Source organism: Variovorax sp. P1_G12 (assembly GCF_056405555.1).
This window is the reverse complement of sequence record NZ_JBFUBW010000018.1, coordinates 18,011-32,314: the sequence shown is the minus strand read 5'-3', so window position 1 is coordinate 32,314 and position 14,304 is coordinate 18,011. Positions and strand designations below refer to the sequence as shown.

General features: G+C 60.9%; 15 protein-coding genes and 1 pseudogene. 5 read left to right on the top strand and 11 right to left on the bottom strand.

Going from position 1 to position 14,304, the window contains the following annotated elements; all coding sequences use genetic code 11:
• Positions 1-238: 238 nt before the first annotated feature.
• The 6 genes from AC1D2O_RS20805 to AC1D2O_RS20780 all read right to left on the bottom strand — a co-directional run bounded on the left by AC1D2O_RS20805 (position 239) and on the right by AC1D2O_RS20780 (position 4,087).
• Positions 239-661: a hypothetical protein gene (locus AC1D2O_RS20805; RefSeq protein WP_477650404.1), complete on the bottom strand. Its 423-nt coding sequence runs from the start codon at positions 659-661 to the stop codon at positions 239-241.
• A gap of 107 nt (positions 662-768) precedes the next feature.
• On the bottom strand, positions 769-1,296 hold the full coding sequence (locus AC1D2O_RS20800; RefSeq protein ID WP_478157838.1) for a hypothetical protein: 528 nt from the start codon (positions 1,294-1,296) through the stop codon (positions 769-771).
• An 845-nt stretch (positions 1,297-2,141) separates the two neighbouring features.
• On the bottom strand, positions 2,142-2,774 hold the full coding sequence (locus tag AC1D2O_RS20795) for a peptidoglycan recognition protein family protein (RefSeq protein WP_477650401.1): 633 nt from the start codon (positions 2,772-2,774) through the stop codon (positions 2,142-2,144).
• Between the two features lie 10 nt (positions 2,775-2,784).
• On the bottom strand, positions 2,785-3,267 hold the full coding sequence (locus AC1D2O_RS20790) for an Hcp family type VI secretion system effector (RefSeq protein WP_477650400.1): 483 nt from the start codon (positions 3,265-3,267) through the stop codon (positions 2,785-2,787).
• Positions 3,268-3,562: 295 nt separating this feature from the next.
• Positions 3,563-3,805 carry a hypothetical protein gene (locus tag AC1D2O_RS20785; RefSeq protein ID WP_477650399.1) on the bottom strand — a complete coding sequence of 81 codons (243 nt, stop codon included), beginning with the start codon at positions 3,803-3,805 and terminating at the stop codon, positions 3,563-3,565.
• Positions 3,806-3,889: 84 nt separating this feature from the next.
• Positions 3,890-4,087, bottom strand: a complete 198-nt coding sequence (locus AC1D2O_RS20780; RefSeq protein ID WP_478157837.1) for a hypothetical protein — start codon at positions 4,085-4,087, stop codon at positions 3,890-3,892.
• 347 nt (positions 4,088-4,434) lie between these two features.
• On the opposite strand from AC1D2O_RS20780, the gene AC1D2O_RS20775 reads away from it, so the two are divergent.
• Positions 4,435-5,268 (top strand): anthranilate synthase component II, encoded by an 834-nt coding sequence (locus tag AC1D2O_RS20775; RefSeq protein WP_477650825.1) that lies wholly within the window; start codon positions 4,435-4,437, stop codon positions 5,266-5,268.
• A gap of 1,321 nt (positions 5,269-6,589) precedes the next feature.
• Here the strand turns inward: AC1D2O_RS20775 and AC1D2O_RS20770 are convergent.
• From AC1D2O_RS20770 to AC1D2O_RS20760, 3 genes and pseudogenes are all read right to left on the bottom strand, one after another.
• Positions 6,590-6,925, bottom strand: coding sequence for a PXPV repeat protein (locus tag AC1D2O_RS20770; protein WP_478157836.1), 336 nt, complete (start codon positions 6,923-6,925; stop codon positions 6,590-6,592).
• Between the two features lie 569 nt (positions 6,926-7,494).
• On the bottom strand, positions 7,495-8,610 hold the full coding sequence (locus AC1D2O_RS20765) for a S1C family serine protease (RefSeq protein WP_478157835.1): 1,116 nt from the start codon (positions 8,608-8,610) through the stop codon (positions 7,495-7,497).
• A 438-nt stretch (positions 8,611-9,048) separates the two neighbouring features.
• Positions 9,049-9,327 (bottom strand): annotated as a pseudogene (locus AC1D2O_RS20760) (cupin domain-containing protein); the annotation flags it as partial.
• A gap of 411 nt (positions 9,328-9,738) precedes the next feature.
• Between AC1D2O_RS20760 and AC1D2O_RS20755 the strand changes: the two are divergent.
• The 4 genes from AC1D2O_RS20755 to AC1D2O_RS20740 are packed head-to-tail and all read left to right on the top strand — an operon-like array spanning position 9,739 to position 12,131.
• Complete coding sequence (locus AC1D2O_RS20755) at positions 9,739-10,923, top strand: DUF6402 family protein (protein ID WP_478157834.1); 1,185 nt, start codon at positions 9,739-9,741, stop codon at positions 10,921-10,923.
• A gap of 41 nt (positions 10,924-10,964) precedes the next feature.
• Positions 10,965-11,360, top strand: coding sequence for a hypothetical protein (locus AC1D2O_RS20750; protein ID WP_478092950.1), 396 nt, complete (start codon positions 10,965-10,967; stop codon positions 11,358-11,360).
• Position 11,361: 1 nt separating this feature from the next.
• A complete protein-coding gene (locus AC1D2O_RS20745; RefSeq protein ID WP_478157833.1) occupies positions 11,362-11,694 on the top strand; it encodes a DUF6402 family protein in 333 nt (110 codons plus the stop codon).
• A 41-nt stretch (positions 11,695-11,735) separates the two neighbouring features.
• The gene (locus AC1D2O_RS20740) at positions 11,736-12,131 is read left to right on the top strand and encodes a hypothetical protein (RefSeq protein WP_478092944.1); all 396 of its coding nucleotides are present in this window, start codon (positions 11,736-11,738) and stop codon (positions 12,129-12,131) included.
• 98 nt (positions 12,132-12,229) lie between these two features.
• Here AC1D2O_RS20740 and AC1D2O_RS20735 read toward each other — a convergent pair whose 3' ends face one another.
• Positions 12,230-12,766 carry a helix-turn-helix domain-containing protein gene (locus AC1D2O_RS20735; protein ID WP_478157832.1) on the bottom strand — a complete coding sequence of 179 codons (537 nt, stop codon included), beginning with the start codon at positions 12,764-12,766 and terminating at the stop codon, positions 12,230-12,232.
• Between the two features lie 139 nt (positions 12,767-12,905).
• Positions 12,906-14,297 (bottom strand): MFS transporter, encoded by a 1,392-nt coding sequence (locus AC1D2O_RS20730; protein ID WP_478092942.1) that lies wholly within the window; start codon positions 14,295-14,297, stop codon positions 12,906-12,908.
• Between the last annotated feature and the right edge of the window lie 7 nt (positions 14,298-14,304).

Below are 14,304 nucleotides of genomic sequence, written 5' to 3'. Positions count from 1 at the left end.
CGCGAGAGAGCGGCCTTGGCGCGCGTGACCTAGGCCTGCAGCGTCTGCTTTCAACCGGCCCGGAACACTCTCCGGCGCTGCGCGCCCACCACGGTCACCGCCGCACAGCAAACCAGGTTGAGCATCGCGATCAGCGTGAAGAACAGGTCGTAGACGGCAAGGCACCGTAGGCCACAGCGCCTCAGTCTTTTTTTTCCGACCAAAGACAGGGCGCCTACAGACGCTTCGCTCGCGCCGCTCAGCAAACCTCGACTTCTCCGTCCCCATACTCGCAAGCCGTAGGGTCGAACCACCTGTAGCCCCTGTAGTACAGCTTCACGGTATCGCCGTGGCCGTCATCAAACGTGTAGGTGGCCGTGCCGCCTGACGACAGGCCCCAAGTCACCTTGCCGAAGTCGCTGAATTCCATGGTGCCTGACGCATAGCAGGGCGCATATCGCTCATGAACGCCAAACCTGCCAGGGACGGGGTACGCCTTGCTGAAAAAGTCTTTGACCTGGCGCGCGGTCGGCTTGAATTTTTTGCAAGCCTCAGTCAGTCCGGGCTCTCTGGGGTACGCATTGAGGCCAGTTTCCAGGATCACGACCTTCTGGATAGTCCGAGCGTTCGCCTGGCATGCCAAGGCGAGTGCGGCTACCGCGATGATCAGTCTTACTGCCATGTGGCTGTACTCGCCTCAGTCTTTTTTTCCGCCCAACAGCAGGGATCGACGATGCGCTGGCCGAGAAGGACTTCCTGCACTCGCGGCACACGCTTCGCGCGCGCCGCTCAGCAGTCAGGGACGGACCCGAGCCCATAGGTGCAAGCGGTGGGATCATTCCACTTATTGTGTTTGTAAAACAAAGAAACTGAATCGCCCCGATTAAAAATAAACGAGGCAGTACCACTCGAATGCAGGGTCCAATCCCCAAAAGAGCCGTCGCTGTAGGTCAACGTGCCGAATGCAATGCAAGGGGAATATCGCTCGGTCGTGCCAACGTAACTTTCGACATGGTACGCCTCGTTGAAATAGTTCCGAACCTGCTTGAGCGTCGGCCTAAATGCCTTGCACAACTCCCTGATTCGTTCATCCGATTCATTGGTCAACCCATAGCCTTTGATTTCCAGCTTATGTACGGTCCTGGCCTCACCGTTGACGCCGAAGGCGAGTGACGCGGCGAGAACCATGAACTTCAAGTGCCGCGTTTCACCTACCACTTGGTCGTACTTAGCAATTCTCTTCGTCGCCCATGCTATAAGAACAAGCAGTGGGATCGAACCATTTGTTGTGCTTGTAAAACAAATAGACGCGGTCACCCWCATTCCACGTCAATGAGCCAGCACCGCCCGATGATATTGCCCATTCTGCTTTTCCAAAGTCGCCGAAAACGATTGTTCCCGAAGCAACGCAAGGCGCGTATCGTTCATTTGTGCCATAAGTCCTGGGAATGGAATAGGCTTTTTGAAAGTAGTTTTTTACCTGCCGAACAGTGGGTCTAAACTTCTTGCAATCTTTGTTTAGCCACTCTTCCTCTGGATTCATGTTGATGCCYGTTTTCGTGATGGTTACACTTTTGATAGTCCTAGCGTTCACGTGAACAGATGCAAGGGCAAGCGGCGATGYGACTGCCACAACGAAAAAAAATGCCCTTAAATTCACCATTTTGAAGTGCTCGCCTCAGAGTGCTTCCAGGGCCGCCCACGTTGCGGCGCACACTTCGCTCACGCCGTTCAGCAGTCCAGGACGTCGCCCAACCCGTAGCTGCACGCGGTGGGGTCGACCCACTTGTAGCCCCTGTAGTACAAGTCGACTATCTCGCCTTCGTCCCATTTGATAGAGCCGACGCCTGCTGACGTAAGAGTCCAGCTCACTTTCCCAAAATCACTAAATTCGAGAGTTCCAATCGCGTAGCAAGGAGCATATCGCTCATGCAAACCGAATCGATGAGGAACTATATAGGCCTTAGTGAAATAATTTCGAATCTGATTTACGGTTGGCTTAAATAGCTTGCAATCCTTGGTCAGCTGCGCTTCGTTAGGGTTCGCGTTAATTCCAGTTTGCAAAATCTGGATTTTTCCAATCGTTCGAGAGTTCGCTTGACATGAAAGCGCCAATACGGCCAAGGCAGTCGAAAATCTGACCATCCATCGGGTTTTTGCGCTTACCATTTCGCAGTCTTCGCCTCTGTATTATTTTTTCTGCCGATTTGAGGGTGCCGATAAATTTCACTCATCCGAACATTAAAAGTGTCTACGAGCTCCTTCATCAACCATGCAAGCGACGCATTTTGCGCATCCGTCGTAGTTACGAAGATTTCGCGTTTTCGCTCGCCGACTGCCTCCCCCACAAGCTCAACTCCGATAGAGTCTGCGTTGAAAGGGTATCGTTCAGGAAATTTTTTCCTTTTCTCGTTGGCGTGAATTGCTTCCGATTTTGCAGTGACATCCTTGATACGCTCTAGCGCTTGCGAGTGCTTCAACTCGGTTGGCGTGCACTGCTGCGTGATCACGCACCTTGATTGAAGATAGCCAACGTGGTTGGTTACTCTGAAAAGGGATGCGGTTTGGTAAATTTGTCCGTCCTTTTCGATCAGAAAGTGAGCACCGTTGGGGGCACGCCCCTTGGAATCTTTTTGGGAATAAGAATTGAAGGCGCTTTGTGCCGTTGGGCTACTTGTCTGGTGAACCACGATGCCATTCACCGCGCCCAACTTTCCGCGCTCAATGAGGGGGAAGATCTTGACCTTGATTCGTTCTGCATCAACGATTCCGATACGATCGATATAGAGACCCATGCCGACCCCCTTATGTTTCGGTGTTCTTCTGGATGTCGAAGCTCATCGACACCGTGCCACCGGAACCACCCTGTTGGTTCTGGATGGTGTACTCCTGCTTCACTCGCGCGAATGAGAGACCGATCGTTTCTCTTGCCTGCCGCATGGTGGTCTTGAGGCTTGGGGCAACTTGGGTCACGATCACATCGCCCATCGTGATCTTCAGAAACTCCAGCGGCTTCTCGCCCGCCTTTCTCACGACGAGCGTGGCCGTGTCGATGTGTTTGCCGGTCAGGCAGTACTTCATCAGGTTGGGGCTCGAGCGGTCCACGTAGTGATCGAACGAGAGGTCGTGCACGGTGGCCTTGCCCGCACCGCCTCCGGTGCCGGAGTGCATGCTGGACGTCTGCGTGACCTCCCACTCCCAATCCAGGACTTCAATTTCGTGCTTATGGGTGGCGTCTTGCGACTCGCCGTTGATCCCGCTCAATTTCAAAAAGATGTCTTGGGCCAATGCGGGCTCCCCCAAATTCAGTTAGCTAGTTCCAGGGCCCGCGGCAACGGGGCGCCTTGAGGATTAGCGCCCATCGCAAACCCAAGAGCAATGGGAAACGTCTGCGCCAACTGGAACTAATTCTGAAAGTGCCTCGCCTGGCTGCGGCCACCGCGGCAGCACCTCGACGCGCGAGTACGGCGACTCGATGCGCCGCCGCGCGGTGCTGACTGAGCACGCGCTGCGCGCCGTGATGGACCTCAGCGAGGACGACGCAGCCGCCCACATGTACCCGAGCTCGCTCAAGCAGTTCGAGTCAGGTGCAGTGCGCCAGTGCGCCAGTCTGTTCTGTACTTATCCCGCAGAGGCCGCGAGAGCGACCTTGGTGCGCGTGACCTTGGCCGGGATGTCGGATGCGCGCGGTCCGGATGAAGGGCTTGGGATCGATGGTGTGATGGGCGACGTACAGGTCGATGGCCAGTTCGAGTTCTGCCACGCTGGTGAACCTGTCACGCCGGATGTGCTTGTCGCTGATGTCGCGGAAGAAGCGCTCGGCCAAATCAGGCCGCAGGCCGCACGTAGGAGCCTGCCGACCAGGGCGCGGCCTCGCGCGTCTCCCTGGCCGGTGCCGTGCCAGCCGTTCCTACTGAGCGGCGGACGCGGCGGAGGCGACCGCAGTCTTGCCCCCGGTCATCCAGGCGAACGCCTCGGAGCTCGCGGAGACGGACGTGGCCGCCTCTACGAAGCGCAGCTCGCCCTTTGCGGCCTCACCGGTAACGATTCCCGCCGCGGACGCCAGGGTCACCGCGCCGGCCAAAATGAAAGTCCATGTCGTGTTCATAGCAGCCTCTGTAGACGAGAGTTTGAGGCCAAAGAACCGGGCGAAAACGGCGGAAAAAGAACTGCAGTGTTCGTTCCGCAGAAACAATGGCACGGTCGCGCCCGCTCTCCGTGCAACAGATCGGGTGCCCGCGGTGGAAATGCCCGATGCCGACGGCGCGCCGCCACAACACACCGCCCCCCGCCTACCTGATCTGAGAGTTGTGACAAATCGCTTCCGGCCGAACCATGGCCCCTCCCCCAAACCGAAAGGAGCCAGGCATGCGGACCCTCTTGATCGACAACTACGACTCGTTCACCTACAACCTCTAGCAGTACCTGGCCGCCAGCAATTCACGGCCACCGCGGGTGATCCGCAACGACGAGCTGAGCTGGCTCGAGATCGAGTCGCTCGAGTTCGACAACATCGTCATCTCCCCGGGGCCCGGCCGGCCCCAGCGCCCCGCGGATCTCGGGGTGGTCAACGACGTGCTGCGCCACACCCGCGTTCCATTGCTCGGCGTCTGTCTGGGTCACCAGGCCATCGCGCATTTCTGCGGTGCCAGGGTCGACCTGGCTGTTCGGCCCATGCATGGGCGCCTCGACCGGGTCAGCCACACCGGGCAGGATCTGTTCCGGGGCATTCCCAACCCCTTCGAAGCCGTGAGATACCACTCGCTGGCCGTCACCGAACTGCCCATCGACCTGGAGCCGCTCGCCTGGACCTCCGATGGCACCCTCATGGCGCTCCGCCACCTCGCCCGGCCATGGTGGGGCGTGCAGTTCCACCCTGAGTCGATCAGTACGGAATACGGGGCGAGGTTGCTGCGCAACTTCAGGGAACTGACCGAGGAATGGCAAACCGGGCGCATACAGCGCACGTCCGCCAATCCCGCAGCGAACCGGCCTCCAGCCATGGGGCGCGACGAAATCACGGTGCACGCACAGTGCCTCGACATCCATCCCGACCCGGAGTCCGTCTTCACGCACCTGTTCGGCGATTGCGAGACATGCTTCTGGCTCGACAGCAGCCTTGCCAGCGAAGGCCGCGCGCGCTTCTCGTACATGGGCAGTGGCACGGGGCTTGATGCCGAGCTCATCACCTACCGTTCCCGCTCGCAACACTCTAGCCGGTCGCGGCCGGGCGAGCTTCGGTCCTTCCGGTCGGCGCGTCCCCAATTGGCGATTTGCCACGACGAATGAAGAAGCTGCCGCTCGAAAAGGCAGGTCAACGCACGTTTTGACGACGAGCGCGCACGTCTTGCGCCGGTGGCGCGGCGTCTCATGCGCGCTGAACCCAAGGCGTCGGGTTTGTCGGCACCCTCCCAGCGTGGCTGCCCCCGCCGCAAGGCGTGCCGGTTCGATTCCGGCCCCGGGAAGAGTATTACCCGCGCGACGGAACCGCTGGGGTTGCCGGGGTTGCAGGAATGGCAGGCGTCGCAGGCGCTCCGCGCGCACCGTGAACTGCAGGAGTGGCAGGGGTCGCCGGAATAGCGGGGGTTGCGGCCGCTCCGTGGTGCCCGTGGTGCCCGTGGGTTCCATGGGTCGCGGGAGTAGCTGGGGTCGCCGCCATTGCCACTCCATGGGTCAGCCCATGAGTCGCTGGAGTGGCCGGAGTTGCGGGAGTTGCCGCTCCTCCGTGACCAGCAGCGGCCGAAGCACCGCTCGAACCTGCCGCCGCAGCTGCGGCGCTCGCATTGCCTCCGCCGTTTCCGTTGCCAGGACCACCACCGCCAGCGCCAACACCGCCACCTCCACCACCGCCGCCACCTCCACCTCCACCTCCACCGCCGGCGTATGCCATCGGCGCCAAGCTGGCGCTCATGAGGATCGCGAGAAAGGTCGCCGCAAAGTGCAGTCGTTTTAGCTTCATTGGTCTTTCCTGTACGTCGTAGCTGAAGGGGCAAGTCGCCCCTATGGGATCACGGATCGTCCCATTGCGGGTTCCTGACGAAGCGTCAGAAACGCACATGGCCTATCAACGCACGAGCCGAAACGGGCGTGGACTCGCCTCAGGGAAGATCGTTGCAAAACGTCACGACCATCCATCGCGATGAGAATTTCAGCGTTGGGAAGCAAAAGGCGTGGAATGTGCGGCGTGATCTCGTCCGTCATGGGTCGCAACATTCCCAACAACGAACGACTGCGACCAGTCCGATTGCCGTCTACCGCGGCGAGGACCATCGCACGGTCAGTATGCATGCCGCCTGGACGCCGAAGGCACGATGAAACACGCCCGGGCCCCAGTGGAGCGGCGCCATCGCAGCGCCGACGCTCGAAGAGATGCACCTGGGCATTGCCGAATGTCGGGCGCGTGGCGAACCGCCTCCGAGGCCGTGATGCGCTGCCGAATGCAGCTCACCGGTTTGCTGAGGAAGCCAAGGCATTCGGTTGCGTGCAGTCATCGCAGTTTCAGGAATCCGAGTTGCAGAAACTGAGGCACTGGCCAGCGTCGCGCTGTCTCCGCAGGTAGCGGCGTGGGCGGATGCGCCGCCACAAGCAATTTGATTGACCGGCTGACTGGTCAGCACTCGCCCTTCTTGGCGTGGCCCGGCGGGCAGTGGTAACGATTGTCTTCGTGGTGATGATGGTCTCGGTCGTAGCGCTCGCGGGCCTCCCAATCGTGTCGGCTCCAATAGCGACGCCCATCGTAGTAGCGCTCGCCATACCAGCCGGGCACAACCACTACCTGTGCAGGCGGAGGCACGTACACCGGTCGCGGGGCAACGTACACGGGCGCCGGTGCGACGTAGACCGGCGCAGGCGTGCCCACATTGATGTCGATKTTGACCGCGTGCGCGACGCTGGTCAGGCCGAGCAAGGCGCATGCAGCTGGTACGAAATAGGAATACTTTTTCATCGTTGTCCGTGATGGAGTGAGGGCTGCGATCTTTACCAACGCGTCGATGGCCTCGCGGTTGACCGGCGCCAAAGGCCGCTGAGCGAATCGATCAATTGAATTCGACCCGGTTCGCCAGCAGCACGCCGGGCCAGCTCCGCGGCGCAGGGTCGGGTGATGTAGCGCCATAGCGCGCCCACGACGGCCAAGGCGAGCATGCCCAGGAGGATGTAGGCCATGAACTCTGTGAGCCATGGAAACGGGTCCTCGCCACCATTGCCACCACCGCCTCGTCTGCGTGCATGAACCGATGTTGCCATCAAGCTCCCAATGGCAATTGAGCTCAGAGCGTGAAGGCGAGGAATGGACATGCGTTCGCGTCGCATTGGAGGGCCGGGTCGAGGGTCTGCTGTTGGCCGAACTGAGACACAGGACGCATCCCTCATGACATCTTTCGGCCCTCGGGTCTAGATGAACCCTAGCCTGCCAGATGGTCGCAGAGTACACGCGAATCGGCGTCACTCGGAGGACGTCTCGATGAGCGGGCGTATCAAGACTCCGTTCGCGCGGAGCGTCGGCGGTGATGACCATCACCGGCGCCTCTCTGCCGGCATTGGACGCCGGCCCAGTTCAACTGCAACGGCCATGGCCACGCCGTGGCGAGTCAACTTAAATTCGACACGGCTGCCGGGTGCCAGCATCGCCGTCTCGTTGATGAGGGCCGTGGCATCGGAGATGCTTTTGCCATTCATCGCAGTGACGGTATCACCAACGCGCAACCCCGCTTTCTCGCCCGGTCCACCGCGCTGAACCTTCTCTACCACCGCGCCGGATGCATCGGGGACGCTGCGTTTGGCATCGCGCGCGACCACACCGATCCAGCCTCGCTCGACGCGCCCATGCGCGATGATCTGGTCCATCACCTCGCGCGCCAGGCTCACCGGGATCGCGAAGCCGATGCCCTGGGATCCTCCGCTTTCCGAGTAAATGGCCGCATTGATTCCGACCAGGTTGCCGTCGACGTCCACCAATGCGCCGCCCGAGTTTCCGGGGTTGATTGCTGCGTCGGTCTGGATGAAGTTCTCGAACGTATTGATGCCAAGCCGGTTCCGGCCGGTTGCGCTGACGATGCCCTGAGTCACGGTCTGTCCGACCCCGAACGGGTCACCCACGGCAAGCACGATGTCACCCACCTGTACCGAACCCGGTTCCGCGAACGTGATCGGCGGGAGCTCCGTCGCATCTACCTTCAGCACCGCGAGATCGGTGTCGGGGTCGCGGCCAAGCAACTGCGCGTCAGCCACCTTGCCGCTCGGCAACATGACGGCGATTTCAGTCGCACCGTCGACCACGTGGTTGTTAGTCAGGATATAGCCCTGTGCCGCGACGATCACGCCGGAGCCCAGGCTCAGCGAATCCTGCCCGTGCCGGCTGCGGCGGCTTGGCGCGCTGCGCGTGTAGATGTTGACCACCGAGGCCGACGCTTTGCGCGCAGCCAAGCGATAGCCCGTATCGCGTCGCCCAAGTATCGTGTTCGCCAGCGATGAACCGCCGCCTGCCTCATGAATCGTGACGACGTCGTTGCGGGCGGGCGGCGACGCGGCAGGGCCGAACGCATGCCAGGCTATCAGCAGGCCGGCACCCACGGTCACAGCTTGGGCGAGCAGCATCCACAGTCGATGCAGAGTGATCGAATTGGCTTTCATTCAAGCTGGCTCATGTGCAAGAGCACTTCGGAGATTTTGAATCCAAATCGCGCAAACGCAACTCGCGTCACGGGGTACTTCAGATGGAGGCGATCGCGCGGGTGGCTGAGGTTCTAACGACAGCCTCAGATGCCGTCAATGGGCTGCTTCGGTCCCTAACAAACTTCTTTCGCTGTGGCAAGCGTCGAGAGTAGCACGCGGCCTTGGCCTTCGTTCGCAAGCTCGCCGTACGCAGAGCGTGAGCGAAGAAGGGCAACGTGCAAGAGCCCTTTGCTCGAGTCCCGCAGGACGCTCGGCCAGAAGGGGAGTCCTCCAACTCGAACTTCATGGCACCAGCCAAGTTCTCGCCTTGACGGTCATCCAGCAAGTCTTCGTTCCAGGCCTTCATCCAGGGACCTCGTGCGGCAGTGGGCGACGCCGCACGAGATCCCTTCGTGCCTAGCCACGCAAAGTAAAGACCACGGAGAGATACGACACCGGCAGCGTGCCGATGTCCTCGATGCCGTGCAGTGCAGTGGCATCGAAGAGCAGCGAATCACCGACGCGGAGTTTCACGCGCCTGGGGCCATAGCGACAGGTCACGGCGCCCGATAGAAGATATAGAAACTTCAGGCCCGGATGCTGGAACGTCACATGGGGCCGTGCATCGGGTTGCAGCGTGACCAGATAGGGCACGACGAACAGATTTCCCGAGAGCGCATGCCCGAGCAGCGCATGGCCATGTCGCGATTCTCCTTGCCAGTTTCATCGCTCGGCAAGAGATACGTTTTTCGAGGGCAAGGTCTTACTCCTCGCCTCCGGCGGCACGGGGGTAATTCGACCCCTACGGCCGCGTCAGTGGCTGGCGCGCAGAGAAGTGCGCGACTCAGCGCACGACGTGGCGCAAAGCGAACGGTGGCCGGCCACAGCGACCCACGATGCGCGCATCGGCGCTGTTGCTGGGCCTCTCTCCGAGGGGCAGGCCGCGCGGGGCAAAGACACCCGCCAGATCTATGAAATTCCAGGCGTGCATGCGTTCAGATTTCGTTTCCATTCTCAGATCTTTCCAAGCCGCTTCGGCCTTCTTGCGGTATCGCTCGACCCTAAGATTTCACGCACGCTCAAGCGGCTCAACCAAGGAAATAGAACATGGATGCGCCCAAGCGCCAGGAACCCATAGAGTTCCTGAAATCAAAAAACAATCTCTTTCGCGACTGGCAGGAATGCCGTGGCCATGTGTGCGAAATCGAAGACCTGCGTGTATCGATGAACAAGGCGCCTCCGCCGCTGGCAAGCCCATTGCCCCAAGCGACTGAGTCAACCAAGGAGGGATCGGCGCGCAAGAGCCAAAGCGAACTCTTTCGGGCGGATATTCTCAATGTGCTCTCCAAGGTGGTGGAGACAAAGAGAGCATTTTTCGATTGGGTGGAGAGCCCACCGTCGCCGTCAAAGCCTGCCGCACCGCCACCATCACCAGCCAGCCGCGTGCCGCCCTTCGATATCCAGGACGTGCCCAAGGCCATGGACAAGCTGTCGATGCCGATGTCGGCCAAGTTGCAGAGACGGTGGTTCGCGGGGTACGAGAACTATTCGCGCTCGAAAGACGACTTGAATGACGAGATCGAGCAGAACGGTGTCCGCTACGCGCGCGCCATGGTGGACGATACGACGATCAAGATGGATTGGGTGCTGCGATTCCCTCGGGCCAAACAAGCGTTTGATGAATTGATCCTGCAAGAGGTAAGAAGCCCTCGGGCCATGAAGATGCTAGCCAAAGTACTGATCCCCTATCGCCAGCAATCCGGCGTTTTGGCTTGGAGTGAGGCGGGTTCGGACCTTCTGGAGTTCCACAAGAAATTCCAGTTCCAACTCAAGGCTGCGAACTCAAGCTTCGGCCAGCGGATCAGCAGTTTTCTTGACCGGAACTTCACAGCAGGGGGTGTGCCCGACGACCTGACCGGCGCACTGGGCTCCTTCAACTTCTATGCGGCGGTTGACTTCGCCCGGATCGACCGTCAGAAGAACGAAGCCTCTGTGTCTCACATATGGGTCTATGTGCGCGACCCCTATGAGTTCTCGGACGATCAGTACCTCGGGCACTGGAGCGCCAGCCATGTCGCCGTCGTGCCAGCCCATCACATGGCCGGTGGCAAGGGTTCGTTGCAATACCCGGTGGTCCATGGCGACGTGTACGCCAAGGACAGTGTGCTCTACCCCGTGACGAACAAGGATTACCGCGACTGGCGCACCCGCCACAAGCAAGGCGGCGACTTCATGATCTACACGGATCGTTACCCCGTGCGGCTTAACCCACCTATTCGAGTGCCCCTGTGATACACCCGTCCATCTCGCCCCGCGCTGCCAGAATTTGGCGCATGTTTATCCGTTGCGTCAAATGGTTGATTGTTTTCGCCGCAGTCATTCAGTTGTGCATCTATGCGAACGACGTTCACACGCGAATGATCAAGGGCTCGACTTGCCAGTGGCACCCAGTCAAAGATCGCTTTGCCCTCCCGGATGATCCTCCGCCGCCCTATTCCGCTCGCTATTGTTACGTCGAGAAGTACACAATCCTCCTGCAACTCTTTGACGCAGACGATCGTCATCTCCTAGCCGAGCGGATGTATCGCTACCTCGACGCAGGTAGTTTCTTTTGGGACACCGATGAGCAGGGGCGTGCCAAGTCGCTGATCTATGACACCTCAGATGATGGCGGTGAGATTGCAGTTCCCCCTACGCTACTGGACCGTTTGCGTGCCAAGCTGCCCTAAAGTGGCGCAGCGCCTCGGCAACTCGTTGATCGCGATCTACATTGCCCGCGAGCATGTCCGCGACCCGTTCGAGTTCTCGGACGACCAATATCTCGGGCACTGGAGCGCCAGCCATGTCGCCGTCGTGCCAGCCCATCACATGGCCGGTGGCAACGGTTGGTTGCAATACCCAGTGGTCCACGGCGATGTGCACGCCAAGGACAGTGTGCTCTACCCCGTGACCAACAAGGACTATCGTGACTGGCGCGCTCGCCACAAGCAGGGCGGCGACTTCATGATCTATACGGACCGTCGCCACGTGCTGCTCAACCCGCCAATTCGGGTGCCGCTGTGATGTCTCCGTCTGTGTCGCCCCGCGCTGCGAGACTCTGGCGCATGCTCATCCGCTGGGTCAAATGGCTGATCGTTTTCGCCGCGATCATTCAGTTGTGCATCTATGCAAACTATGTTCACACGCGGAAGACTCTGGTTCCTAACTGCGAGTGGGAGCCGATCGAGAGTCTTTACGATCCTCCCTATGCTTCCCCTCCCTATTCCGGTCGCTTTTGTTACTTGGTGAGGGGCACGATTCTTCTGCAACTCTACGACGCAAGCGACCAGCATCTGCTCGCCGAGAGGATGTATTCCTATCCGTACTATGAACGGCCCAGCTTCTTTTGGAGAGTCGATGCGCAGAGGCGTCCTTCCGCTCTCGGTTACGACACCACGATTAACGACGTGATTTCCCTTCCCCCCACGCTACTGGACCGGTTGCGTGCCAAGCTGCCCTGAACGCCTCCTGGCGCAGATGCTGGGCATCGCGCCCAGCAAGACGGTGACCGTGCCCTGTTCAACGTCCCCGTTGACGACAGTCGCCAGGCGAAGAATGCCTAGCCACGCAAAGTAAAGACCACGGAGAGATACGACACCGGCAGCGTGCCGATGTCCTCGATGCCGTGCAGTGCGGTGGCATCGAAGAGCAACGAATCACCGACGCGGAGTTTCACGCGCCTGGGGCCATAGCGATAGGTCACGGCGCCCGATAGAAGATATAGAAACTTCAGGCCCGGATGCTGAAACGTCACATGGGGCCGGGCATCGGGTTGCAGCGTGACCAGATAGGGCTCGACGAACAGGTTGCCGGAGAGCACATGGCCGAGCAGTTCGTAGCGGTAGTCCGCGACGGCGCCCAGAGGCTCCACCCGAAGGCCCTTGCCTGAGGGCACATGACTGAAGTCGGTGCGGCAACGCGGGTCGGCGAAAAAGCGTGTAAGCGGAATGTCCAGGGCCCTTGCCAGCCTGTCCAGGGACTCGACAGAGGGGGATACCTGGCCGTTCTCGATGCGCGAGAGCATGGAGCGGGACACGCCCGAGCGCTGCGACAGCTCCAGAGCCGAGACGCCGGCAGCCTGGCGCAAGCGGTTCACCTGGGTTCCGACAAGGGCGGCGGGTTCGCTGCGCGTGGGCTTGGCCTTGGGAGTCGGCAGGTAGAGCGACGGTGGGAGCCTGAGCGGGCGCGCGGTGGGAAACGGAGACGCGGATCGCCTTGTCTTCATCTCACGACCCTCATCTCACAGTGAGATTCATGGTGTCTCTCTGATACACGCCCTCTCGCTCACCCCCCAGCGCCGAAGTCACCTCCAGCGACCTCCCCTTCGTCTCCGGCGCCCAGCGCAGGCAGGCCACAAAACCGATCGCCGTGATGGCCGCCCCGATCAGCATCACGCCGCCCGTATCCAGCCGGTCCAGCCCGACCGGCACAAGGTAGGTGCCGGTGGCCGCGCCGAGGCGGCTGAAGCCGACCGCGACGCCGACGGCCGTGGCCCGCACTTCGGTCGGGAACAGCTCGTTGGGATAGATCCATTCGAGCAGGCTGGGCCCGCCCGACAGAAAGGCGTAGCAGCAGAAGGCCGCGATGATGAACCACGCCGGCCCCTCGGGCGCCCACCACAGCGCCAGCAGCGGAAGCACCATCAGCCCGAAGGGGATCACGCACATCGGCCGGCGCCCCCACGAATCGATCAGCTTCAACGCCGGCAACGCGCCCAGCACGAAGATCGCGCTGATCGCGGCGGAACCGACCATGTCCAGCGAGCCGCCGTTGAGCCCGAACTTCAGCAAGATCACCGGGCCGAAGGTGTAGATCGCGAACTGCGGCGTGATCTGGGCGAAGTACAGCAGCCCGCACATGATCGTGCGCTTCAGGTAGCCGCCCGAGAAGACCATGCGGATCGCGGCCCAGCCCTTGAGCGAATGGTCGACATCGAGCTGCGCCGCCGACAGATCGACCCGCCGGCCATACACCTGCTCGATCACGTCCTCTGCCTCGCGCACGCGCCCCTTCTTGACCAGCCAGCGCGGCGATTCGGGGATGCCGCGCCGCATCAGCACCACGACCACGCCCAGCACGGCACTGCTGGCCAGCATCCAGCGCCACAGGTGGTAGCCGCCCGACAGCTGCACGATCACCGCGCCCACGCCGAAAGCCGCCATCGCCCCCAGCAGCCACGAGACGCCCGACAGGCCGATCATGAAGCCGCGCTTGCGCGTCGGCGTGAACTCCGTCAGCAGCGAGGTCGCGATCGGATAGTCGGCGCCGATGGCCAGGCCGAGGATGAAGCGCACCGCGATCAGCTGCCAGGCACTGGTGACGAAGGCCGAGGCCAGGCAGGCCGCGACCAGCACGGTGAGGTCGAGCGCGTACATCTTCTCGCGCCCCAGGCGATCGGTCAGCGAGCCGAAGATGATCGCGCCGAAGAAGATGCCCACCAGCGAGGCCGCGCCGATCAGCCCGGACTCGGCGCTGCTCACCGACAGGTCCTGCATCAGCCCGACCAGCGCCACGCCGATGATGCTCAGCACATAGCCGTCGAGAAACGGCCCGCCGCAGCAAGCCAGCAGCAGCCTGCGGTGGAACGACGAGGACGGGGCCTCGTTCATGATGTCCAGTTGATTCATTCTTGAT